Below are 22,249 nucleotides of genomic sequence, written 5' to 3'. Positions count from 1 at the left end.
CGCCAACATGGACGCCACCCTACTTTGCATGGGGTTGTTTTCGCGATTTTATGTCTGGACGCCTGCGGCGTACTGCCGAACAGGCGCTCCGCGGTCGGCTAGTCGTCGCCGCCAGGCGGTTCCGCGACACGTTTCATGCAGCGCATGAAATGGGCGCGATCTTCGGCCGCCAGCGGTGCCAGCAAGGCGGTCTGCAGTTCGGCAGCCCCAGTCACGAGCTTCAGGAGGACCGTCTTGCCGGCGGGCGCAAGCTGCACCTCGGCGGAGCGGCGGTCATTGCCGTTGTCGCGTTTGCTGATTAGGGAGCGTTTCGCCATCCGGTTGATCATTTCGCCGAGCGTGCTGCGGTCGACGCGGATATGTTGGGCAAGCTCGGTCAGGGTCAAGGTACCCTGCTGGTAGAGCGTCAGCAGGACGCCGAATTGCCGCGGGGTAATGTCGTTCTGTGCCGTCAGTTGCTCATAGAGCACGTTCATGCGTGTATCCAGCAGACGCACCAGGAAGCCGAGACCCTTGTCGAGCTTGAGCCTGCCGGCGATTTCGTCCGGCGATGCCGATCGGGTATCTCCTTTGGACGACCTGGCTTTCATGGGATTCTCAAATCGACTGTGCGCTCCGTCATAAGCCTGCATTACCTGTTTGCGGAGAAATTCGCCATTGCAAGCTGCTAGATTCTCCAAAGCGGGGCCACCGTAGGGCGATCGGTACGAAAGGCCGTGGCGCCGCTCTCGCACCGGCCGCGCTCGATGCCACCACGGTATCGTCAGGGCGGGGCTAGCCAATGTCCAGCAGCCCGAAATAGGCGGTGATCCCGTTGAAGCCGGTGACGCCGAGCGAGAGCAAAAGCGGCAGTCGACGTATCGCAACCCGTTTCGGCAAACTCGCAGCCAACTATCCTTTCGTCGAGCCGGCAGCTATCCGCATCCGGCTATGAGCGTCGCATTAATCATATGCATATCCTCTCAAATCATCGGCAATGAGTATTTGTGCTCGCACCGCGGCCATCTCATTGTTGCGTGCCCGGGTCGCGCTTTGTTGGCAAGTGTTCGCAAAGACTGTCCGTTTCCAAGAAAATACGAACATCCCTTTCGAAGAGGCACGGCTGTGAAACTGCTTTTCCTAGGTTGCGCGCTGCTATTCTTGCAAATTGGCGAAGTTGTCGCCAGCGACACAAAGCCGGTTCCAGGCGTGAGCGCCACGGAAATCAAGATCGGCAATCTGATGCCTTATAGCGGGTCGGCGTCCGGATATAGTCTCCTGGGAAAAGTAGAGGAGGCCTACTTCAAGAAGATCAACGACGAAGGCGGCATCAACGGCCGAAAGATAGCCTTCATTTCCTATGACGACGCCTTTAGCCCTCCCAAGTCCGTCGAACAAACGCGAAAACTCGTCGAAAGCGACGAGGTATTCGCGATTTTTAGTTCACCGGGAACGGCGTCGAATACCGCTACCATGAAGTATTTGAATCAGAAGAAGGTCCCGCAGATATTTGTGACCTCCGGAGCGGCCAAATTTGGTGATCCAACGAAGTTTCCATGGACGATGGGATGGATCCCTCACTACCAACGCGAAGGGGTGATTTACGGAAAGCACATCATCTCGCAGAACCCGAACGCCAAGATTGCGATTCTTTATCAGAATGACGATTTTGGTTGGGACTACCTGGCCGGTCTAAAAGAAGGACTTGGCGAGCGAGCTCCGGAAATGCTCATTGCCCAAGCGTCTTATGAGACTTCCGAGCCGACGATTTCGTCGTCGGTCATTACTCTAAAGGCGTCTGGAGCCGATACGCTCGTTGTGGCGGCCATTTCCAAGTTCGCAACTCAAGCTATCAGAACTGTTGCCGAGTTGGCGTGGAAGCCTACGACCTATGTCAGTAACACAGCCGCGACAATCGACACCACGCTGAAGCCTGCGGGCTTGGGGAATGCGGTCGGAATAATGTCGGCCGCCTACAGGAAAGATCCAGAGGATCCGGCTTGGGCCAAGGATCCGGGAATGTTGGAATTCTTCGCCTTCATGGACCGGCATTATCCATCTGGCGCCAAAAACGATATTGCTGCGCTCGGCTACGCTTCTGCGCAGAGCCTTGTGTATTTGCTTCGCCAATGCGGAGACGATTTGACTCGCGAAAACTTCATGAAGCAGGCGGCGAGTCTTCGCAATGTGGAAATCGGGCTGTTGCTTCCCGGTATTACGATGAACACGAGCGCTACCGATTTTGTTCCAATCGACCAATTCCAGATGATGCGGTTCAACGGAGAGCATTGGGTTCTGTTTGGGCCCGTCGTGAGCCCCTAACCCGCCAACTGCCGTTGGAATCGAGGAGTGCAAGTTGTCGAGTAGTCTATCAAAGGCAGGCGCAGCATATATCGCCGGGGCATTCGAGCATCCGACGCGACTTGCAACCGATCGGAGCATTGCCCAGCTTCATGCCGAGGTTGCCAGGGGCGCGTTGGAAGACGCGGGCCTGGGTATCGCGGACGTTGATGCCTTCTATACGGCGGACGCCCCCGGTTTAGGACCCATCGCCATTGTCGAGCATCTTGGGATCAAGCCGCAAATCGTCGACTCGACCGATGTCGGAGGGTCGTCCTATTTGCTGCACGTGAATCACGCGGCTCAGGCGATAGCAGCGGGCAAGTGCTCGGTCGCGCTCATCACACTGGCGGGTCGACCCAGGGCCGAGGGAAAGACAACTGTTGCGTCCAGATTCGCAGGGCCCGACGTCGGTTTCGAGAGCCCTTTTCGATCATCGGTCGTTGGTATGTATGCGATGGCCGCTGCACGCCATATGCACGAATTTGGCACGACCGGCGAGCAACTCGCGTGGATCAAGGTCGCGGCTTCCGTCCATGCCCAACACAATCCGCTGGCGTTGCTCCGAAACGTCGTCACAGTGGAAGAAGTTGTCAATTCCCCGATGGTTGCCGATCCTTTGCACCGGCTGGACTGCTGCGTCATAACCGACGGCGGAGGCGCGCTCGTTGTTGTAAGCCCCGAAATCGCCAAATCGCTCTCTCGACCGAAGGTGAGGGTTCGTGGCTCTGGCGAGTTCGTGAAGCAAATTCACGGCGGATATCCAGACATGACGTCGTCAGGCGCGGTTGTCTCAGGCGGGCAGGCATTTGCCGAGGCTCGCGTGACGCCGAGCGATATCAAATGCGCGTGCATTTACGACAGCTTCACGATTTCGGTTTTGATCGCTCTTGAGGATTTGGGATTTTGCGAGAAAGGGCAGGGCGGTCAATTCGTCAGCGACGGCAATTTGATCTCCGGTATCGGTCGATTGCCGTTTAATACCGATGGAGGTGGTCTCTGCAACAACCATCCTTCGAACCGAGGCGGCATGACCAAGGTGATTGAAGCAGTTCGTCAGTTGCGCGGGGAAGCCCATCCGCGTGTCCAGGTTCCGAACTGCGATATCGCACTCGCTCATGGCACAGGCGGCTGGATCGCTTCGCGTCATTGCAGTGCTACGCTGATTCTGGAAAGAGAGTGAAGCATGGCCGGATCCACTCAAAGTGACGTGCCTCCGCCTAACGTTGATTTGGACAATGAGCAGTTTTGGGCTGCGGCGAACAACGGCCAACTCCGAATTGGCCAGTGCGCGAAGTGTCAGAAGCCATTCTTCTACCCGCGGCATTTCTGTCCGTTCTGCCTTTCTGCCGACGTCGGTTGGGCATTGGCTTCGGGCAAGGCACGGATCTATTCATATACCGTGATGCGAAGGGTCGGTAAGCCGTACGTGCTCGCTTACGTCCAGCTTGACGAAGGACCGGCGATGATGACGAACATTGTCGAGTGCGACTTCGACAGCCTGAGGATCGGACAGGTCGTCGAGGTTGTCTACGTCGCTTCAACGAACGGATCGCTCGTTCCCATGTTTAGACCGGTAGATAGGCATGCGTGATCGAGCCGGTCCGTTTACGAACGAGTATCGATTGCGCGCGTTGTATTCCACGGAGCAATTGCGAATGAATGAGGCCCGAAGGTGATCAACAAACAAGTGAAGACGTGCCGCGAAGCCGTAGCTGGGATCAACGACGGCGCTACAGTGCTGGTCGCTGGGTTTGGCGCGGTCGGTGTGGCCGATCACCTGTTGGATGCACTTCACGATCAGGGCGCCAAGGAGCTGACGGTCGTGGCCAACAATGCCGGCACCGGTGATTACGGACTGGCGAAGTTGATTGATTCCGGTCGTGTCCGAAAAGTGATCTGCTCATATCCTCGTTCTGGCGATTACCGCGCATTCCTTGCAGCATACAGGTCGAAGTCCCTGGAGCTTGAACTGGTGCCGCAGGGTACGATCAGCGAACGAATGCGATGCGCCGCTGCGGGTCTCGGCGGCTTTTTCTCGCCGGTCTCCGCAGGCACTAAACTCGCAGAAGGTAAAGAGACCCGTGAGATCGGCGGCCGGCTGCACGTTTTCGAGAAGCCGCTGAAGGGCGATGTCGCGTTGATCAAAGCTAGAGCGGCCGATCGCTGGGGCAATTTGATCTACTCAAAATCGGCCCGAAACTTCAATCCGGTCATGGCGACGGCCGCCGAGCTCACTGTAGTGGAGGTGGACACGATGGTTGAACTTGGCGAAATGGATCCGGAAGCGATCGTGACACCAAGCATATTCGTCGATCGGGTCGTCGTCGTTGGAGAGGGCGCATGGTGAAGCTGACGCGGGAACAGGTTGCCTGGCGCGCCGCGCAAGACCTGCTGGAAGGCAGCTTTGTCAACCTCGGAATTGGCATTCCGACCTTGGCAGCAAACTTTGTACCGAAAAATCGAGAAGTCATCTTTCACAGCGAGAACGGCATTCTGGGTCTCGGACCGCGACCGACACCCGGGATGGAGGATCCGAATCTGATTGATGCCGGCAAGAACCTTGCGACGCTGGCTGTCGGCGGTGGCTATATGCACCACGCCGATGCGTTCCTGATGATTCGTGGCGGACACCTCGACGTTAGCTTGCTGGGTGCCTTTGAGGTTTCAGAAGCCGGAGACCTCGCGAACTGGGCTACAGACGACCCGACGTTTCCACCCGGGGTTGGCGGGGCAATGGATCTGGCCGTTGGTGCGAGGGAGGTTCGCGTCCTCATGGACCACGTCGGCAAAAACGGTGAGCCGCGTGTTCGGCATCGGTGCACCTTGCCGCTTACGGCATCTGGTGTTGTCAAGCGAATCTACACAAATTTGGCCGTGATCGATGTTCGGCCGGACGGACTTTTGGTCAGAGAGATGGTCGGAGGGATAGGCGTCGCCGAGCTTCAGTCGTTGACGGAGCCGAAACTCCGGTTTGCCACCAACTTGCAGATCTTGGCTGCGCCGCTTGCCGCTTGAGCACGGAAGGTCGTGCCTGGCTCATTTGGCTGCTTGTTCGCCGTATCGGTGTCCATGAAGTGTTCAAATGGCTACGATCACCCTGGATCGTTTGAGCGCATTTGCGGGACGTCAATCAGTCAATCGCACATATGTATTCTGTGTAACGCCAAACCAAGAAAGTATTAGACGGCGCGCTGCGTGGGCCCTCTCATACCGGAAAAGGCTGGCCGATCTTCTGATCGTTGCCAAGAATTCCAGCTAAAGTTCTGCATGAGGAGGGACTGCTTTGCACATTTCACACAACGATGTCGTTGACCCTGCTCTTTATGCGGATGAAGCCAGATTGCATCAGATGCTGTCGGAGTTGCGCCGTAGGGACCCGGTACGTTGGACTGAGCCCTCGAATTACCAGCCGTTTTGGGCTCTAACCAAGCATGCCGACATCATGGAAGTGGAACGACAGAGTTCGAAATTCCTGGTCGGGCCACGCAATCGGCTTAAGACCATCGAAGAAGAGGAGCGCGTTCGGGGGAAGACTGGTGGCAATGCGTTGATGCGCACGCTGCCGACAATGGACGATCCGGATCACCGCAAATACCGCAACGTTACCCGTCGGTGGTTTCAGCCCGGCAGTCTTAAGGCGCTGGAGCCAAGGCTCGCGGCGTTGGCGAAGGAATACGTTGACCTGATCCAGGAATCCGAGGGGGAAATCGACTTCGTGAAGAAGGTAAGCGTCTGGTTTCCGTTAAGAGTGATCATGTTGATCCTCGGTATGCCGGAAAAGGACGGCGAAATGATGCATCGGTTGACCGGGCAGCTCTTCAGTCCTGACGATCCTGATATCGCGCGCCAGACCGAAGGACACGCGATCGCCGAGGCGGGGGCCGAGCTCTTCGCGTACTATAAGGACCTGTTGGAAGATCGAAGGAAGAACCCGCGGGACGATCTGGCTTCTGAAATCGCCAACGCGAAGATCGACGATGCTCCGATCGCTGTTCATGAGGCGCTGTCGTATTGCGTGTCGATCATGGCTGCTGTTCATGAGACAACGGCTGGCGCGATCGCTGGTGGCATTCACGCTCTTTCGGCGAATCCGGAGCAGTTCCGGCTCCTGCGCTCAAGTCCGGACCTCGTCACCAGGACCGTCGAAGAAGTGCTCAGGTACGTGTCCCCCGTTCGAACATTCATTCGTGTTGCCGTCGACGACTATGAGCTTCGCGGGAAGAAGATCGAGGCGGGCCAATCCGTCGTGATGATTTACCCGTCCGCCAACCGGGATGAGGAGATCTTTGAAGATTCCCAAGCGTTCAACATTCAACGGACAAACAATGAGCATATCGCCTTCGGATTCGGCCCGCACGTTTGTATCGGCTTGGCGCTGGCGCGCGCCTGGAAGTGAAGCATTTTCTGGGAGAGTTCGCGGCTCGCGTCGGGCGAGTCGAGTTAACCCAGCCGGCGACATGGGTGAAGAACAACTTTCTGGGTGGCCCCAAAAGCATGAGAGTGAAGTGTTCGTTCGTCACTTGAGAGCGGAACAACCCGTGCGGCAAATCAAAAATAACAAGGCAATCGTGGCTCGCACGGACGACTTCGCATGAAGATTCAAGCAGCTGTGTTGCGAGAGTCATCCAGGCCGCTGGTGATCGAGGAACTCGACCTTGACGAAGTGCGGTCAGACGAAGTTCGCGTCAAGATCGCGTTTTGCGGTGTCTGCCATACTGATGTGGCGTGCCGAGATGCGGTCATCCCGCTCAAGCTGCCGCTCGTATTGGGCCACGAGGGAGCCGGCATAGTGGAGGAAGTCGGGGCAGGCGTCACGCGCGTGAGGCCTGGCGATCACGTTTTGCTAAGCTTCGCTAGCTGCGGTTTCTGTCACTCCTGCCGTACGGCGCACCCGGCATATTGTGAGCATTTCAATCCGATGAATTTCGGTGGAGCGCGCTCAGACGGTACGACCACCCTGAGCGGTCCGAAAGGTGCCGTAAACAGCCTGTTCTTCGGCCAGTCTGCGTTTGCTACCCACGCCATCGTGCCGCAATCGAGCCTCATCCGAGTTGACCCGGACTTGCCCCTGGACGTGCTCGCCCCCTTGGGGTGTGGGGTGCAGACCGGCGCCGACGCGGTTCTGAATTCCTTGCAAGCGAGACCGGGCGACTCGATCGCCGTGTTCGGCGTTGGTGCAGTCGGAATGAGCGCCATAATGGCGGCCCGTGCCAGCGGCTGCTCGAAGATCGTGGCTATCGATCGTGTCCGCCAGCGCCTCGAATTGGCGTTGGAGCTGGGTGCCACCCATGTTGTTGATGCCAAGGAAACGTCCGACTTGATCGACGAAGTAAGATCAATCTCCAACTCCGGTGTGACGCACGTCGTCGACAGTACCGGCGTTGGAGACGTTGTCGCGCAGGCGCTTCAGTGCCTTTCGTTGCGCGGAACCTGCGCGCTGGTCGGGATGTATCCACCGGGCCATCGACTTCCGATTGATACCCGCTTCATCGTCTTGAACGGCATCAATGTGAAGGGCATCGTCGAGGGGGACAGTCAACCGTCGCACTTCATTCCGAGGCTCATCGAACTCTATCAGGCTGGAAATTTTCCGCTGGATAGGTTGATAACACCCTTCGGCTTTGCGGACGTCAACGCGGCGATGGATGCATCGGCCGCCTGCGCCGTACTGAAGCCGGTGCTATGGTTTAATTGATTATGATGCATCATTCGATCGGCGAAGCATCGATAACTCAAGTCATCGAGCAGCGTGGCACGAGTTTCGCGCCTGGGATTCTGTTCCCGGATTGGGATCCTGCGATTCTGCAGCAGTATCGGGCGCTGATGGTGCCGGCGTGCTTCAATGAGCAGGAGGGGCGCCTGATCTCGAGTATTCACGCGTGGGTGTTGCGCACCCGACACCATACGATTCTGATCGACAGTTGTGCCGGCAATCACAAGAACAGACCCGGTGCCCCGCGCTTTCATCAACTCGATCTCCCGTTTCTTAAGGGGTTGGCGGCAGCCGGAGTTTCACCAGAGTCCGTGGACTACGTGATGTGCACACATCTTCACGTCGACCATTGTGGATGGAATACGAGGTTGGTCGACGGCCGCTGGGTGCCGACGTTTCCCAATGCGAAATATCTGTTCCCGAGAGATGAATATGAGCATTGGCGAGGTCCCGCGGGGAAGCAGGGTGTCAACGCCGGCGTCTATGAGGACAGTGTTCTGCCGGTGGTCGCGAGCGGGCAGGCGGAAATCGTCGACGGGGAGGGCGCGGTGGGAGATGGTCTTATGTTTCATCCGACGCCGGGACACACGGTTGGTCACGTCGCCATAAAGCTTTTAAGCGGTGCAGACCAGGCCGTCTTCAGCGGAGACATTATGCATCAGCCGTTGCAGGTGTTTCGTCCCGACTGGAACAGCGCGTTTTGCGAGGATCCGGCGAACGCGCGAGCTTCGCGGCGGTGGTTGCTCGAGCACGCGGCGGACACCGGGTCGACGGTATTTACCGCGCATTTTGCGAGCAGTTCAGCTGGCCGCGTGACGCGTCGTGGCGATCGCTTTGACTGGTCCTTCGTCTGAGAGGATTGAGCTACTTTCATACCCGGATGCCGGTCCGGAAATCGGAGGCCGATCTGCACAAAAAAGCCGCTGTCGCACCAGGCGACAGCGGTCCAGTCAAGGGAGGAGCAGACTAACCGGTCTGCGAGCGGATCCATTAGTTGTTCTTCGTCACGAACGAGCACTTTCCGTCAGCAAGCGAGCGATATGCCTGATCGCCGGAAAGTGTTCCGACTTTCTTGAAGTAATCCCAAGGATACTTCGATTCCTTGGGCGACTTCACTTCGAAGAGATGCATGTCGCGGATCACGCGGCCATCCTCGCGAATGTAACCTGAAGCGCCGGTTGGATCCTCGATCTTGAGCTCTTTCATCGTCTTCATGATAGCCTGCGTGTCCATTGTTCCCGCGGCCTTGATCGCCTTCAGATAATGGTAGAGGCCCTCATACGCATTCACTTGCGGCGCCGTCGGCATCTTGCCGTTGCGATCGAAGAAGCGCTTCGACCACGCCCGCGTCTTGTCGTCCAGATCCCAGTAGAACGTATCGACGAACTCGATACCTGCGGTATCGGCCAGACCAAGACTGTGGACTTCCATGATGTAGAGCAGGAAGACGGCCGTCTTCATCTTGAGCCCGAATTCGTGGGTCTGCTTGACCAGGTTGGCCATATCGGCGCCGGGACTCGCGATGGCTAACACCTTCGCGTTGGATGCCTGGGCCTGCAAAAGCAACGAGGCAAAATCCGATGTTCCAAGCGGATGCTTCACCGTGCCGAGCACCTTGCCGCCATTTTCAGCAATGGCTTGGCTTGCTGAATTCACCAACGCGTGCCCAAGGGCATAGTCGACGCTGATGAAGAACCACGTGTCGAGGCCGTTCTTCGTCAGTAAGGAGGCGATGGTGCGCGAGTTCGAATAGGTATCGGGTAACCATTGCACGAGGTTAGGTGAGCAATCCTTGCCAGTGAGGCTGTCGGATGCGGCGGCCGTGGCAAGCAGTATCTTGTTTTTGGCCAGGACCAGATTATTGGCGGCGAGCGCGATCGCTGAATTATTCATGTCCATAACCGCCTCGACACCATCGACCTCGAGCCATCGTCTCGTGATGCCAGCACCAATGTCGACCTTGCCTTGGTGATCCCCGACCAGGAGTTCGATACGTCGCCCCAGAACCGTTCCGCCAAAATCTTCAATCGCCATGCGCGCGGCGTCGACACCGGCGGTGCCGTCGTTGCTCGAACTCGGACCGCCGACATCCGTCAGATAACCGATCCGTATCGGGGGCTCCTGTGCATGCGCCGAAGGCAGCACGGTGGCAGCGAGGCCAATCGAGACTGCCAAAGTTTGGACGATACGAAATCCGCTCTGCAACTATCCCTCCCGGAGTTTGTTCCTAGGTCGTCTGGCTGCGCAGTTTGCTTGCAGATAGCGCGGCAGAGGACCGTTGCGTTGAAGATGCAGCTCGGCCTTGACGCTGTCTAATACACAGATCGATCATACTGAGACCGGATTCGTCTGAACGGCTGAAGAACAGGTGGTGGCAGCCTCAGCTTGGCACTTGCTTCGGGAAACCTGCCTAGCGCTGATCCGACGGTTTGCCGGTGCCTAGCGTAGCTCCAAGTTCCGACGCCATGCTCTCGACCATGTGGACGAAATTGCCCAACACGGCCGACGAATTCTCTTTGTTGTAGACGAGTTGAAGCGTTGTAATCGGGGTCTTCTCGCGCAGTGGAATGTATCTGACCTGGGCGATTTGCAGAGTCTGCAGCGACGCGGGCACCAACGAAACACCTACTCCTGCGGCAACCAGTCCGAGGAGGGTGTGCGTGTCCGACACCTCCTGCACGATGTTGAGCTTGTGTCCCTTGTCGAGTAGGGCTCCGAACATGCGCCGGCTGAAATCCCTGTTCGCGGTCGGATAAACGCTAATAAGAGGCTGGTTCGCGATCTGGGCAAGCGTCAGGGTTTTTTCCCGACAGAACTCGTGGCTACTCGGCACCACGGCGACGAAAGGCTCCTGAAACAATGTCACCGCTTCGAGTTCCCGCTCGTTGATCGGACCGCGAAGGATGCCAGCATCGATACGGTGCTCCTTCAGGGCGGAGATCTGCTGCGAAATGGTCATCTCCTGAAGATGCAGCTTGACCTTGGGATATTTTTGCATGAACGGCGGGAGGATGCGCGGAATCACCGCGTAGATCGACGAGAAGATCGCTCCCAATGCGAGCGGCCCGTCCTCACCGCGCGCGATCGCCTGAACGACTTGCGCTGCCATTTGGGTGGTATTGTTCAGACGGCGGGCAAAGCTTACGAGCGCTTCGCCCTCTGGTGTCAGCGCGACGTTGCGCCGCGACCGCACGAAGAGCTGAACGTTCAATTGGCGTTCGAGCGCCAAAATATGCTGACTGAGCGGAGGCTGGGCAATTCCCATCTGTTCCGCGGCGCGGGTGAAATTGAGGTGTTCGGCGACAGCCAGGAAATATCGCAACTGTCGAAGTTCGATCCGCGGCGTGTGCTCGTAGACGTCGGCGCGTCCGCCCTTCTCATCCAGAGGCACGGGACTGCGGGTCTTTCGGGTGCGTGCCAATTTAGCTCTCCGAGTTGATGCGAAACACCGGTCCGACCGCCAATCCGACCGATTTGGTCAGGCTACCGGTTTGAGCGCCAAACCGCCCCGCCTCTTCCGGGGCGGTTTGGCAGGGGAGGCTGTTCCGGTGTTTTCACCGCGGAGCCAGAGTTCATGGAGTTCCTTCAGATAGGTCTCCAGCTCCTTGTGAGCGGCCTTGGCATCGCCGGCCCGAAGATGCTTGACGATGGCCCGCCGGGACCGGATCACCCGGTTGCCGCTCAACGAACCGAGCCTGACCACCCATTGTTGCAGGAGATCCACGAAGGAATCGGCGATCGAGACGAGGATCTTGTTCTCGCTTGCCTCCGCGAGCTGGCGATAGAACTGAATAAGGATGGCGGAGCGCTTCTGGGGATCGTCGATGACTGCCTCTGCTGCCTTGATATTGGCTTCCATGGCCTGCAGATCGGGCTCGCCTAAAGTGGGCATCGCGGCATCCAGAAGCATGGCTGTGATGGCGCGCATTGCTTGCGTCAGATCGGCGACGGAGAAATCCGTCAGCCGAAGCGCGCTCGTCAATTGACTGTTGAGAATCCTTGGATCGCTGGCCGCGACGAACGCGCCGCCGGTCGGTCCCCGCTTCAACGTGACGAAGCCGCTTATTTCGAGCGTCCGCAGCGCTTCGCGCACGGTATTTCGGCTGACCTGGAATTGCGCGGCGAGCGCGCGCTCGGTCGGCAACTTGTCGCCGCGTTGCAGGCGGCCTTCCTCAATGTTGGTTTTGATCTGATTGATGATCTCTTCAAACGTCCGCCGGGGCTTCGCCGGACTGAACATCGGGTTCGTTCCGGGTTCCGGAGGAGGCTCTGGTTTCTTTGCCGATAGAGGGCTCATGGAACGGCTCATTGGCTGAAAACGCTACGTATTTCGGGATACCCGCGATGGGATTAACGCCCTTATAGAGCCTATTTGGCTCTTGGTCCAACCTTAGCCCATATATCCGAGGCCGGCCTGGTTGGGGGACGTTCTTCCTGCCGGAGCGCGCCCGAACCATAGCGAATGCGTATGACGTCGGTTGCAAGCAATCTTAGACAATGGCTTCCCCGGTCCGCATGGTCGCGCACAGGCATTGCCGATGGCAACGCATTTGGTTCGGAGGTTTGTTCGAATGACCAGCCGTAAGGTACCGGTCCTTATTGTCGGCGCAGGGCCCGTCGGGCTCGCCTTGGCGGGAGATCTCGGCTGGCGAGGCGTGCAATGCTGTCTGGTCGAAAAGACCGACGGCGCGATCTTCCAGCCCAGAATGGACATGGTCGGCGTTCGCACCATGGAGTTCTGCCGGCGATGGGGCATTGCCGGTTGGGTCGAGAATTCACCTTACCCGCGCGATTATCCGCAAGATAACGTCTGGCTCGAATCCCTGACCGGCTTCGAATTTGGCCGCGAGCGCATGGCCAGCAAGAGTGAAGAGCCGTGCCCACCGCAAAGTCCCCAAAAGAGGGAACGATGCCCTCAGGACATGTTCGATCCGATCCTTCGCCGCTTCGCGGGTCAGTTCAGCGCGGTTGAGTTCCGCTATCGAACCGAACTGGTCGATCTCGAGGAAGGCCGCACGAACGTTGTTGCAACGCTTCGCGATCTTGTGACGGGGCAGGAAGAAAAGGTCGTTGCCGACTATCTGGTCGGAACCGACGGCGGAGCGAGCGTTGTTCGGGAGAAGCTCGGTATTCCCATGCGAGGGGAGCCGGTTCTCACTTACACCACCAACGTGATTTTCCGGTGTCGCGATCTTCCGTCGTTACACGACAAGGGCAAGGCGTATCGCTTCATTTTCATAGGCCGCGAAGGGACCTGGCTGACGATCGTTGCGATCGATGGTGCAGACCGGTGGCGAATGTCGATCATCGGCGACAAGTCGAAGCGGGAAATTCCGGAAAGTGAAATTCGCGCGCTGATCGTTCGAGCCATGGGCAAGCCGTTCGAGTTCGAGATCGAATCGATCATGCCCTGGGTGCGGAGGGAGCTGGTCGCCGAAACCTACGGCACCGATCGCGTCTTTCTCGCCGGCGACGCCTGCCACCTGATGTCGCCGACGGGGGGCTTCGGCATGAATACCGGCATTGCCGACGCCATCGATTTATCGTGGAAGCTGGAAGCCGTCGTGGAGGGGTGGGGCGGCCCCGAACTGCTGCGGTCCTACGGCGTCGAGCGCAAGCCGGTTGCGGAGCGCGCCGTGAAGGAAGCAAGCGGCAATTTGGGACGCATGCTCGCCGCGCGCAAGAAGGGTCCACCGGAGGTCGCCTTCGAGCCCGGTCCGGATGGCGACGTAGCGCGAAAGGAATACGGCGACTGGTACACCGAGACCATGAGGCGAGAGTGGTATTCGACCGGCATCCATCTCGGATTTGACTATTATCATTCTCCCGTCGTCTACTCCGACAACACGCCGGCGCCGCCCGATGAAGTATCGGACTACATTCAGACCGCGCGGCCCGGTCATCGCGCGCCGCATGCCTGGCTAAAGGACGGCAGATCGACTCTTGACCTGTTCGGTCGCGGCTTCGTGCTGCTTTGCTTCGCGGTGGCCGGTTCTGTGGGCGATAGCTTCGCCGCGGAGGCAAGAGTGCGAGGATTTCCCTTACAGCTCATAGACCTCAGCGACGAAGCCAAGATCCGTGAACTTTACGGCGCGAACTACGTCTTGGTTCGACCCGATGGACATGTCGCTTGGCGGGGCAACGCGCGACCCGAAAGCGTTGGGCATGTTATCGATGTCGTACGCGGCTTGGCCGACCGGCGCACGGGAACGCGCCTTGCAGGGGCCGATCATCAATTTGTCAAGGAACCAGCGATTCCGGCCGGGAGCACTCAATGACCTATCTTGTCGCAACATCGCGCGATGCACGACTGGCGGGAGATCGCTTTCGCGACATGCTGGCGGGGCCGGGCATCTTGAGGATTCCGGGAGCCTTCAATGGCCTGGCGGCATTGCAGGCAAAGCAAGCCGGTTTCAAGGCGCTCTATCTGTCAGGCGCCGCGATGTCGGCCTCGATGGGGCTGCCTGACCTCGGCATCATCAGCAAGGAAGATGTTTGTTTCTTTGTCAGGCAAATCCGCCGCGCGGCCGATCTTCCCCTCGTGGTGGACGGCGATACCGGATTCGGCGGCATTCTGAACGCGATGGACATGGTCAGCAGCTTTGAGGATGCGGGTGCCGCTGCGGTCCAGATCGAGGACCAGGAATTGCCGAAGAAATGCGGACACCTCAACGACAAGAAGCTGATCTCGCCCGAGGAGATGGCCGCCAAGATTGCGGCTGCGTCACGCGCGCGCAAGCATCTCTGCATCATCGCCAGAACGGACGCGGCGGCCAGCGAGGGATTTGAGGCGGCGGTCCGCCGGGCGAAGCTGTACCTCGAGGCTGGCGCGGATGCGATTTTTCCGGAAGCCTTGACCACCGAAGACATGTTTCGGAACTTCGCAAAACAGGTGAAAGCTCCGTTGCTCGCGAATATGACGGAGTTCGGCAAGACGCCTTATCTCTCCGCAAGCGCCTTCGAGTCGTTGGGGTACAAGATGATCATCTGGCCGGTCAGCGCACTCCGCATTGCCGCCAGGGCGCAAGAAACCTTCTACGATCACGTCCGGCAACACGATCGCGCGGACGGAATGCTTGGCAGCATGCAGACCCGCGCGGAACTCTACGATCTTATCGGTTATGCGGACCATGAGGCACTCGACGGCTCGCTCAAGAAGACCGTCGTTACGGATGCGATGCGCGGAGCCGCGGCCGAGTAGCCGCGACAGCAGGGTTTTGCTTCATTTGAAGCCTAAGAACGAAAGGGAGAGAAACATGGCCTCTGAAGTCATGAGCGACGCAAGGCAGCGTCAGGAACTCGCCGACGAACTGGCAGAATACGGCGTTCGCATCGCGCAACCCGACGATCCTCCGCTGTTCACCAAAGAGCCCAAAAGCACGATGCAGCCGTTTCACTGGAAGGCGGCTGATCTGGCGCGCCTGCTTGAGAAAATCGGCGCATCTCTGAAACTCGAACAGGGAGGCCAACGTCGCACGCTGCGCCTGACCAATCCCGGTCTGCCCTACGGCACGACGCCGACGTTCTGGGCATCCATTCAATACATTCTCCCCGGTGAAATCGCGAGCGCTCATCGGCATGCGGCGACCGCCCTGCGGTTCATCATGGAGGGCAGCGGTGCCGACACCATCGTCGACGGCGAGCAATATGTCATCAACGAGGGCGATCTTGTCCTGACGCCAAGCTGGACCTGGCACGACCACGAGCACAAGGGAAGCAAGCCAATGATCTGGCTTGATGTGCTCGACATTTCGCTGGTTCGCTCGTTGCACGCGACGTTCTTCGAGGGCTCAAGCGAACCACGCCAGAGCGTCAACCGGATCTCGGATCGTTCCTACCGCGAGTTTGGAAGCGGCTTGCTGCGGCCGATGCATGAACAACGGACCGGCGGTCCGAGTCCGGTTTTGGCCTACACCTGGTCGCGGGCGCAGGAAGCTCTCTCGCAAGCGGCCGGGCTTGAGCCGGATCCCTTCGATGATACGCTGCTTGAATATCAGAATCCGCTGACCGGCGGGCCGGCACTGCCGACGATCGGAACTGCGATCCAGACGCTGCGGCCCGGCGCGAACTGCAAGCCGCATAGGCATACCGGAAGCGTGGTCTATTACGTCGTGCGCGGGCAGGGCACGACTATGATCGACGGAAAGCAGTTCGACTGGTCGAAGGGCGATTTCCTGGCCTTGCCGCCCTGGGCCATCCACGCCCATCAAAACCGCTCGGACAACGCCGACGCGGTGTTGTTCCAGGTCAATGATATTCCGGTGTTGAAGTCGCTCGGCCTCTACCGGGAAGAAGCGGCTGACGGCGCGATGTCACGAGGAACAGCAGCATGAAGATCGCAAATTTCAATCAGGGACGAATCGGTGTCGTCGAGGACGCGGCCATCGCCGACATATCCAGCGTCATCGGCTACGACCCGATCGCATGGCCACCAACGGGCATGCTGCGCTTTATTACGGCGTTCAAGCACATCAAGCCGCGAATCGTTGAGAAACTGCAGACCGCCGAACGGATTCCGTTCGCGGAGGTACAACTCAATTGCCCGGTGGCTTGGCCGAACAAGGTCATCGCCTTTCCTGCCAACTATCATGCTCATATCGACGAGATGAAAACGGGCACCGGGCTGATCTCGAAATTCGATGCGAGCGGACAGGGATTTTTCCTCAAGGCGAATTCGAGCCTTTGCGGGCCGAACGATCCCATTGTGCTGCCAGATCTGCCTGATCGTGAAATTCATCACGAGTGCGAACTCGCGATCATCATCGGCAAGGGCGGCCGCAGCATTTCGCGCGAGCGGGCGCTCGAGCATGTGTTTGGCTATTCGTGCCTGATCGACGTCGTCGTTCGCGGCAAGGAGGAGCGGGTGATGCGCAAATCATTCGATTCGTTCTGCCCGATGGGGCCCTACCTCACGACAGCAGATGAAGTTCCACGTTACGACGACATCGATCTCGAACTCAGCGTCAACGGCGATCTGCGGCAAAAGGCCAACACACGCAACCTCATCGTCGGCGTTCCCGAGATGATCGCAATGGCTTCCTCGGTCATGACGCTCTATCCGGGAGATATCATTGCAAGCGGGACGCCCGCCGGTGTCGGGCCGCTAAAAGCTGGAGATCACGTCGCAATCCGGATCGCAAGCGTCGGCGAGATGACACTGGAAGTAAAGCAGGGAAAAGACGGCGCACATCCAGTCTGGAACAAAGCGCCGGCCATGAGCCTCGCATAAGGCGATTTCGGCTCCGTGCAGGAGCATTCACCAAGGCGAGCCGCGAGTGTTTTGGCCGCGCGGATTGTCTCGCGCTGCAGCTTGCTCGTCTTCAATGCATTTTCAGCATCGCTCCAATGCATCGCCGCCGGCGGGTTGATCTTCAAGACCGATGGGTCTATGGTTGGACCAAAGAGCATATGAGGACCAAGGATGGCGGACGGTTTCGATGCGGTAGGAAAGGTGGCTGTCGTTACCGGTGGCGGCAGCGGTATCGGGCAGGCGCTCTGTGCAGCGCTTGTGCAACACGGCATTCGCGGCGTGGTCGTTACCGATCGCAATATCGAAGCAGCCCGGCGGGTGGCGGCTGCGATCAATGAGGCGTACCCCCACGGCCCCGCGGTGGCGCTTGAACTCGATGTGGCGAAAAGCCGATCCGTCGAAGCGGCGGTGGAGAAGGTTGAAGTCGAGATCGGTCCGATCGATCTCTGGTGCTCGAACGCCGGAATTCACACCGGCAACGGCCTTGGCGAAACGAACGATTGGCGGATGTCGCTCGACGTCAACCTGATGGGTCACGTCAACGCCGCGCGAGCCGTCATCCCGCGCATGGCCGCACGCAGAGGCGGCCACTTGGTCGTCACCGCCTCCGCGGCCGGCTTACTGACGGATTTTCGCTGCGCACCCTACGCGGCAAGCAAGCATGCTGCGGTCGCACTCGCCGAATGGCTCTCCATCACCTACGCGGACGATGGCGTTTCGATCTCTTGCGTCTGCCCGGAGAGCGTGCGCACCGGCATGACGAAGCCCAGCAGCCTCAAAGCGGGCGTGTCGAGCAACTTTCTTGAAGCGGAAGACGTCGCCCGGGAGATTCTCGAGGCGCTGAAGGCACGGCGTTTCCTGGTGCTGCCCCATCCGAAGGTCGCCGAGTACGAGCAGCGCAGGGCGGCGGACCGGGAAAATTGGCTGGGCCGGATGCGTGCGGCCCGACGCAAACTGACGCAGGTGACGCCATCGGCGGCTGCGTCCTGAGATCAAGGAGAACAAGATGTCACAAGCTGTTGCCGAACTCGCCTATCCGATGAGCCGGACCAAACCGTTCAATCCGCCCGACGGCTACGCCGATCTGCGCGAGCATCAACGCTTTGCACGGGTGCGGCTATGGGATGGCACCTATCCGTACCTTTTGACCAAATTCGACGACATCCGGGTCGTACTCAGCAATCCGAAGTTCAGTTGCGAGCCGAACCGGGAAGGTTTCCCGCACGTATTTGAAGGACGCATGGTCGCCGACAAGGCGGACCGGTCGTTTCTTCGCCTGGACAATCCCGAGCATGATCGCCTGCGCCGGATGGTGACGAAGGAATTCACGGTTCGCCGGATCGAGCAGCTGACGCCGCGCATCGAGGAGAGTGTGGACCGGCTGATCACGCAGTACTCCCAATTGCCGCAGGGAGCCGATTTCGTCGAACATTTCTCGGCACCGCTGCCGACCGAGATCATCACCTTCCTGCTCGGAATTCCTTACGAAGATCATGAGTTCTTCCACGAGGCCACACGAATCCAGTTCGGCTCGAAATCGACACCGGCCGAAGTCCGCAAGTCGCTTGACGACCTCTTCAACTATCTCGACGCGCTGATCACCCGCAAGGAGCGCGAGCCACAGGACGACATCGTGTCGCGCCTCGTCGCCGAACAGCTCAAGCCGGGTCATGTCGACCGGCTGACGCTCATCAACATCGTCCGCTTGCTGCTGAGCGCGGGCCATCAGACCACCCAGAACATGACGGCGCTGGGCGTGCTCACCCTGCTGCAGCATCCGGACCAACTTGCCCTGATCAAGAGCAATCCTGAAATGATTCCGGGAGCCGTCGAGGAACTGTTGCGTTTCTCGAGCGTGCTGCACGTCGGTGCGCGCCGCGTGGCGCTGGAGGATATCGACGTCAACGGCAAATTGGTGAAGGCGGGGGAAGGCGTCATCTGTTCGATTCCAGCCGCCAACCGCGATCCCAATCTGTTTCCGGATCCCGACAAGTTCGATGTGGAACGGGATGCGGCTCGTCACGTCGCATTCGGCTTCGGCGTCCATCAATGCCTGGGTCAGGTGCTCGCGCGGGCCGAGTTGCGCATCGTCTATGGATCGCTGTTCAACCGGCTGCCCAACCTCCGCCTCGCTGTGCCATTCGAGAAGCTCCGCTTCCGCCATGACATGTTCGTCTACGGCGTCCACGAGCTTCCCTTGGCCTGGTAACAATCGAAAGCAACCCTCATGCGTATTACCGTCAATAGATCGCGTTGCATTGCCGCCGGACAGTGCGTTCTCAAGTCGCCCCACGTGTTCGACCAGGACGAACAGGACGGCATCGTGATCCTCCTGACCGAAAAGCCGACGCCCGAATTCGAAGCCTCGGCGCGGCTCGCCGCGCGCGTCTGTCCATCCGAAGCTATCACCGTTCATGACGAATAATCGTCTGCGTCAGCTCCGAGAGCGTGAGGAATTCATATGAATCAGCATCAGACGCCGATTGCGGCCGACATCGCCTCGGCGCATCCCCGCGCACTGACGGGGGTCAAGGTTCTTGATCTCACGCAGTGGGAGGCCGGATCGGCGTGCGCGCAATCGCTCGCTTTTCTCGGTGCTGACGTGTTCAAGGTCGAGAGGCCAAAATTGGGAGATCCGGCACGAATCGCTTCAGCGGATTCGCCAGGCGCCGACTCGCTCTATTTCCTGGTGCTCAATTCGAACAAGCGAAGCATCACGATCGATCTGCAGAACAGCAAGGGCAAGGAAGTCCTGACACGGCTGATCCGCGAGTGCGATGTCTTCCTGGAGAATTTCGCACCTGGCACCACAGATAAGCTCGGCCTCAATTATGAAGCCGTCAGCAAGATCAATCCGAGGATCATTTACGGCACTGTGCGGGGGTTCAGCGAGGAAAGCCCGTATAGAGATTTTCGTTGCTTCGATGCGATCGCCCAATCTGCCGGTGGCGCGGTTGCGTTCACTGGCGAGCCGGATGGACCGCCGATCAAACCCGGTCCGACATTCGCCGACACGGGGTCCGGGCTGCATCTGGCGATCGGGATTTTGGGCGCGCTCTATCAGAGGGAATTCACCGGCAAGGGGCAAAGCATCCGGGTTGCGATGCAGGAAGCGGTCATGAACTTCAGCCGGATCACGTTTGCGCGCCACCAACTCACCGGTAAGCCCGTCACACGTGTTGGCAATGGCTCGCCGAGCAGCACAGCGGCGCCGTCGGGACTTTATCCGTGCAAGGGCGGGGGCCCTAACGACTATTGCTTCATTTACACGGCGCGGGACGAACTGACTGGCAATCGCCAATGGCGCGCCTTGCTGAAGACGATCGAACGACCTGATCTGCTCGACGACGGCAGGTTCGTAACCCCGGAATCGCGCTTCAAGCGCAAGGAAGAGGTCGACGAAATCATCCGCCCCTGGATGTTGAGTCAGGACAAGCGGAGCGCGATGGAGCTGTTGAACGGTGCCGGCGTTCCGGCCGGAGCGGTATTCGACACCGGCGACCTGATGAATGACCCCTCTTTCCGCGCCACGGGAATGTTGACGGAGGTCATCCATCCGACGCGCGGCCCGGTGGTGCTGCCGGGATGGCCCGTCAAGATGAGTGGGTCGCCGACGCCCGCGATCAGCTGTCCGCCGACGCTTGGCGAACATACCGATGTCATTCTGCGCGACCTGCTCAGCATGGATGAAGCAGAAATCGGCGAACTGCGCGGCGGTCAGGCGATCTGAGCAGGGACAGCGCGTGGCGGCTGGCGGAGGCCGGCGTCTTCCGAACCGCCCGCCGGCTGCTTGAAGGAAGCGTGTTGGTTCCAACTGCTCGAAGAGCTCTGAACGACATCGTTTCGTGCATCACTGAGGAGTGTTTGAAATTGAATCGGTCAAAGTCAGGTGCATCGAAACACAATATTTCGTCGAAAACAGAGCGGCGAACTATGCTGGCGGTTGCGGTGCGGGCATTCGTTGCTCTGATAATCAGCACTGGCTTTGCCGGCGCCGTTCACGCACAGAGCTATCCGTCGCGTCTCGTGCGCTTCGTCGTGCCGTTTCCTGCTGGTGGCGGCGTCGATTTGATTATTCGTGCTGCCGCGCAGGAGCTGAGCTCGAAATGGGGCACGCCGGTTATCGTCGAGAATCGCGCCGGTGCCGGCGGGACGGTTGGAACGGAAGCGGTGTTTCGTGCAGCCCCCGACGGCTACACCTTGCTGGCCACCGTCAATCAAACCATCACGACGGCGCCATATCTATTCAAGTCGCTGCAGTACGATCCGTCAAAACTCACGCCGATTACCCTGATGGTCCAGAGTGACAACTTCGTTCTGGCTCATCCGGCGGTGCCGGCCAACAGTCTTCGCGAGTTGGTCGATCTCGTCAAAAAGCAGCCGAAGAAATGGAATTATGGCTCGTTCGGACGCGGCTCACAGCCGCAATTGCTGTTCGAATATTTGAACAGCAAGGAAGATCTCGACCTTCTGCACATTCCCTACAACGGGATATCGCCGCTTCTGATCGCGATGATTACCGGAGAGGTGTCATTTACGACCGGCAGCGCAGGCGTCGCGGGCGAATTCATACGAACCGGAAAATTGAAGGCGCTCGCAATCGCCGGCGCGAAACGATCACCGCAGTTTCCGGACGTCCCGACAACCGAGGAGGCTGGCTTCGGTTACCTGCAATCTTCGATCTGGTACGCGGCTTTTGCTCCACCGGGCACGCCGGCGGAGATCGTCGACAGGGTCGGAGGCGACCTTCGGGCTATCCTGCGGCGCCCGGAGTTTGTCGAGCAACAGATCGCTTCGAAGGGTCTGGAAGTCATTGCAAGCACACCTGAAGAGTTGGCGACCGTCGTGCAAAAGGATACCGCATCGCTCAAGACCATGATCGATGCCGCCGGCGTCCAGGCCGAATGAACGAGTTGATTTGCGCCGGGTTGGTCGGCGCTTTCCTGCAATTACGGAGAACTTGA

The 22,249-nt window shown here is 58.9% G+C and carries 21 protein-coding genes; 17 read left to right on the top strand and 4 right to left on the bottom strand.

The genetic code is table 11. The features are described from left to right. Positions 1-98: 98 nt before the first annotated feature. Positions 99-590 carry a MarR family winged helix-turn-helix transcriptional regulator gene (locus tag BLR13_RS03635; RefSeq protein WP_074827556.1) on the bottom strand — a complete coding sequence of 164 codons (492 nt, stop codon included), beginning with the start codon at positions 588-590 and terminating at the stop codon, positions 99-101. Between the two features lie 541 nt (positions 591-1,131). On the opposite strand from BLR13_RS03635, the gene BLR13_RS03630 reads away from it, so the two are divergent. The 8 genes from BLR13_RS03630 (at position 1,132) to BLR13_RS03595 (ending at position 8,889) form a co-directional block, all read left to right on the top strand. After that, positions 1,132-2,301: an ABC transporter substrate-binding protein gene (locus tag BLR13_RS03630; RefSeq protein ID WP_433994273.1), complete on the top strand. Its 1,170-nt coding sequence runs from the start codon at positions 1,132-1,134 to the stop codon at positions 2,299-2,301. Positions 2,302-2,335: 34 nt separating this feature from the next. After that, a complete protein-coding gene (locus tag BLR13_RS03625) occupies positions 2,336-3,502 on the top strand; it encodes a thiolase domain-containing protein (protein ID WP_074827563.1) in 1,167 nt (388 codons plus the stop codon). 3 nt (positions 3,503-3,505) lie between these two features. After that, on the top strand, positions 3,506-3,913 hold the full coding sequence (locus BLR13_RS03620) for a Zn-ribbon domain-containing OB-fold protein (protein ID WP_074827565.1): 408 nt from the start codon (positions 3,506-3,508) through the stop codon (positions 3,911-3,913). 84 nt (positions 3,914-3,997) lie between these two features. Then, a complete protein-coding gene (locus tag BLR13_RS03615; RefSeq protein ID WP_197679559.1) occupies positions 3,998-4,669 on the top strand; it encodes a 3-oxoacid CoA-transferase subunit A in 672 nt (223 codons plus the stop codon). Then, on the top strand, positions 4,663-5,337 hold the full coding sequence (locus BLR13_RS03610) for a 3-oxoacid CoA-transferase subunit B (RefSeq protein WP_074827570.1): 675 nt from the start codon (positions 4,663-4,665) through the stop codon (positions 5,335-5,337). Before BLR13_RS03615 ends, BLR13_RS03610 begins: the two co-directional genes overlap by 7 nt. Before the next feature lie 268 nt (positions 5,338-5,605). Next, complete coding sequence (locus BLR13_RS03605) at positions 5,606-6,718, top strand: cytochrome P450 (RefSeq protein WP_083387647.1); 1,113 nt, start codon at positions 5,606-5,608, stop codon at positions 6,716-6,718. Positions 6,719-6,913: 195 nt separating this feature from the next. Continuing rightward, complete coding sequence (locus BLR13_RS03600) at positions 6,914-8,017, top strand: NAD(P)-dependent alcohol dehydrogenase (protein ID WP_074827572.1); 1,104 nt, start codon at positions 6,914-6,916, stop codon at positions 8,015-8,017. A 2-nt stretch (positions 8,018-8,019) separates the two neighbouring features. Continuing rightward, on the top strand, positions 8,020-8,889 hold the full coding sequence (locus tag BLR13_RS03595; protein WP_244525074.1) for an MBL fold metallo-hydrolase: 870 nt from the start codon (positions 8,020-8,022) through the stop codon (positions 8,887-8,889). Between the two features lie 136 nt (positions 8,890-9,025). Here BLR13_RS03595 and BLR13_RS03590 read toward each other — a convergent pair whose 3' ends face one another. From BLR13_RS03590 to BLR13_RS03580, 3 genes are all read right to left on the bottom strand, one after another. Further along, the gene (locus tag BLR13_RS03590) at positions 9,026-10,240 is read right to left on the bottom strand and encodes an ABC transporter substrate-binding protein (RefSeq protein WP_074827574.1); all 1,215 of its coding nucleotides are present in this window, start codon (positions 10,238-10,240) and stop codon (positions 9,026-9,028) included. Positions 10,241-10,445: 205 nt separating this feature from the next. Next, positions 10,446-11,456, bottom strand: a complete 1,011-nt coding sequence (locus BLR13_RS03585; RefSeq protein WP_083387648.1) for a LysR substrate-binding domain-containing protein — start codon at positions 11,454-11,456, stop codon at positions 10,446-10,448. A 57-nt stretch (positions 11,457-11,513) separates the two neighbouring features. Continuing rightward, on the bottom strand, positions 11,514-12,275 hold the full coding sequence (locus tag BLR13_RS03580) for a FadR/GntR family transcriptional regulator (RefSeq protein WP_074827576.1): 762 nt from the start codon (positions 12,273-12,275) through the stop codon (positions 11,514-11,516). A gap of 298 nt (positions 12,276-12,573) precedes the next feature. On the opposite strand from BLR13_RS03580, the gene BLR13_RS03575 reads away from it, so the two are divergent. The 9 genes from BLR13_RS03575 (at position 12,574) to BLR13_RS03535 (ending at position 22,193) form a co-directional block, all read left to right on the top strand. Next, a complete protein-coding gene (locus tag BLR13_RS03575; RefSeq protein WP_079586814.1) occupies positions 12,574-14,313 on the top strand; it encodes an FAD-dependent monooxygenase in 1,740 nt (579 codons plus the stop codon). Continuing rightward, positions 14,310-15,236 (top strand): methylisocitrate lyase, encoded by a 927-nt coding sequence (prpB, locus tag BLR13_RS03570; RefSeq protein ID WP_074827579.1) that lies wholly within the window; start codon positions 14,310-14,312, stop codon positions 15,234-15,236. The genes BLR13_RS03575 and prpB overlap by 4 nt, the downstream gene beginning before the upstream one ends. 55 nt (positions 15,237-15,291) lie before the next feature. Beyond that, on the top strand, positions 15,292-16,368 hold the full coding sequence (locus tag BLR13_RS03565; RefSeq protein WP_074827580.1) for a cupin domain-containing protein: 1,077 nt from the start codon (positions 15,292-15,294) through the stop codon (positions 16,366-16,368). Next, on the top strand, positions 16,365-17,264 hold the full coding sequence (locus BLR13_RS03560) for a fumarylacetoacetate hydrolase family protein (RefSeq protein WP_074827586.1): 900 nt from the start codon (positions 16,365-16,367) through the stop codon (positions 17,262-17,264). The genes BLR13_RS03565 and BLR13_RS03560 overlap by 4 nt, the downstream gene beginning before the upstream one ends. A gap of 192 nt (positions 17,265-17,456) precedes the next feature. Next, complete coding sequence (locus BLR13_RS03555) at positions 17,457-18,275, top strand: SDR family NAD(P)-dependent oxidoreductase (RefSeq protein WP_074827588.1); 819 nt, start codon at positions 17,457-17,459, stop codon at positions 18,273-18,275. 16 nt (positions 18,276-18,291) lie between these two features. Beyond that, the gene (locus tag BLR13_RS03550) at positions 18,292-19,494 is read left to right on the top strand and encodes a cytochrome P450 (protein WP_074827591.1); all 1,203 of its coding nucleotides are present in this window, start codon (positions 18,292-18,294) and stop codon (positions 19,492-19,494) included. 18 nt (positions 19,495-19,512) lie between these two features. Next, entirely contained in the window at positions 19,513-19,710 is a 198-nt protein-coding gene (locus tag BLR13_RS03545; RefSeq protein WP_074827593.1) for a ferredoxin, read from the top strand. A gap of 36 nt (positions 19,711-19,746) precedes the next feature. After that, complete coding sequence (locus tag BLR13_RS03540) at positions 19,747-21,015, top strand: CaiB/BaiF CoA transferase family protein (protein ID WP_074827595.1); 1,269 nt, start codon at positions 19,747-19,749, stop codon at positions 21,013-21,015. A 203-nt stretch (positions 21,016-21,218) separates the two neighbouring features. Continuing rightward, on the top strand, positions 21,219-22,193 hold the full coding sequence (locus tag BLR13_RS03535; protein ID WP_074827596.1) for a Bug family tripartite tricarboxylate transporter substrate binding protein: 975 nt from the start codon (positions 21,219-21,221) through the stop codon (positions 22,191-22,193). The last annotated feature ends 56 nt before the right edge of the window (positions 22,194-22,249 follow it).

The organism is Bradyrhizobium ottawaense, assembly GCF_900099825.1.
GTDB classification, from domain to species: Bacteria; Pseudomonadota; Alphaproteobacteria; order Rhizobiales; family Xanthobacteraceae; genus Bradyrhizobium; species Bradyrhizobium ottawaense_A.
Note: the sequence above shows the minus strand (reverse complement) of the source record. Positions and strands in the feature narration are given on the sequence as shown.

Coding starts and splice junctions, on each gene's coding strand:
- BLR13_RS03620 (WP_074827565.1), top strand. CDS start 3,506: ATGGCCGGATCCACTCAAAGTGACGTGCCTCCGCCTAACGTTGATTTG.
- BLR13_RS03560 (WP_074827586.1), top strand. CDS start 16,365: ATGAAGATCGCAAATTTCAATCAGGGACGAATCGGTGTCGTCGAGGAC.
- BLR13_RS03555 (WP_074827588.1), top strand. CDS start 17,457: ATGGCGGACGGTTTCGATGCGGTAGGAAAGGTGGCTGTCGTTACCGGT.
- BLR13_RS03580 (WP_074827576.1), bottom strand. CDS start 12,275: ATGTTCAGTCCGGCGAAGCCCCGGCGGACGTTTGAAGAGATCATCAAT.
- BLR13_RS03545 (WP_074827593.1), top strand. CDS start 19,513: ATGCGTATTACCGTCAATAGATCGCGTTGCATTGCCGCCGGACAGTGC.
- BLR13_RS03575 (WP_079586814.1), top strand. CDS start 12,574: ATGGCAACGCATTTGGTTCGGAGGTTTGTTCGAATGACCAGCCGTAAG.
- BLR13_RS03550 (WP_074827591.1), top strand. CDS start 18,292: ATGTCACAAGCTGTTGCCGAACTCGCCTATCCGATGAGCCGGACCAAA.
- BLR13_RS03635 (WP_074827556.1), bottom strand. CDS start 590: ATGAAAGCCAGGTCGTCCAAAGGAGATACCCGATCGGCATCGCCGGAC.
- BLR13_RS03610 (WP_074827570.1), top strand. CDS start 4,663: ATGGTGAAGCTGACGCGGGAACAGGTTGCCTGGCGCGCCGCGCAAGAC.
- BLR13_RS03565 (WP_074827580.1), top strand. CDS start 15,292: ATGGCCTCTGAAGTCATGAGCGACGCAAGGCAGCGTCAGGAACTCGCC.
- BLR13_RS03535 (WP_074827596.1), top strand. CDS start 21,219: ATGCTGGCGGTTGCGGTGCGGGCATTCGTTGCTCTGATAATCAGCACT.
- prpB (WP_074827579.1), top strand. CDS start 14,310: ATGACCTATCTTGTCGCAACATCGCGCGATGCACGACTGGCGGGAGAT.
- BLR13_RS03540 (WP_074827595.1), top strand. CDS start 19,747: ATGAATCAGCATCAGACGCCGATTGCGGCCGACATCGCCTCGGCGCAT.
- BLR13_RS03595 (WP_244525074.1), top strand. CDS start 8,020: ATGATGCATCATTCGATCGGCGAAGCATCGATAACTCAAGTCATCGAG.
- BLR13_RS03600 (WP_074827572.1), top strand. CDS start 6,914: ATGAAGATTCAAGCAGCTGTGTTGCGAGAGTCATCCAGGCCGCTGGTG.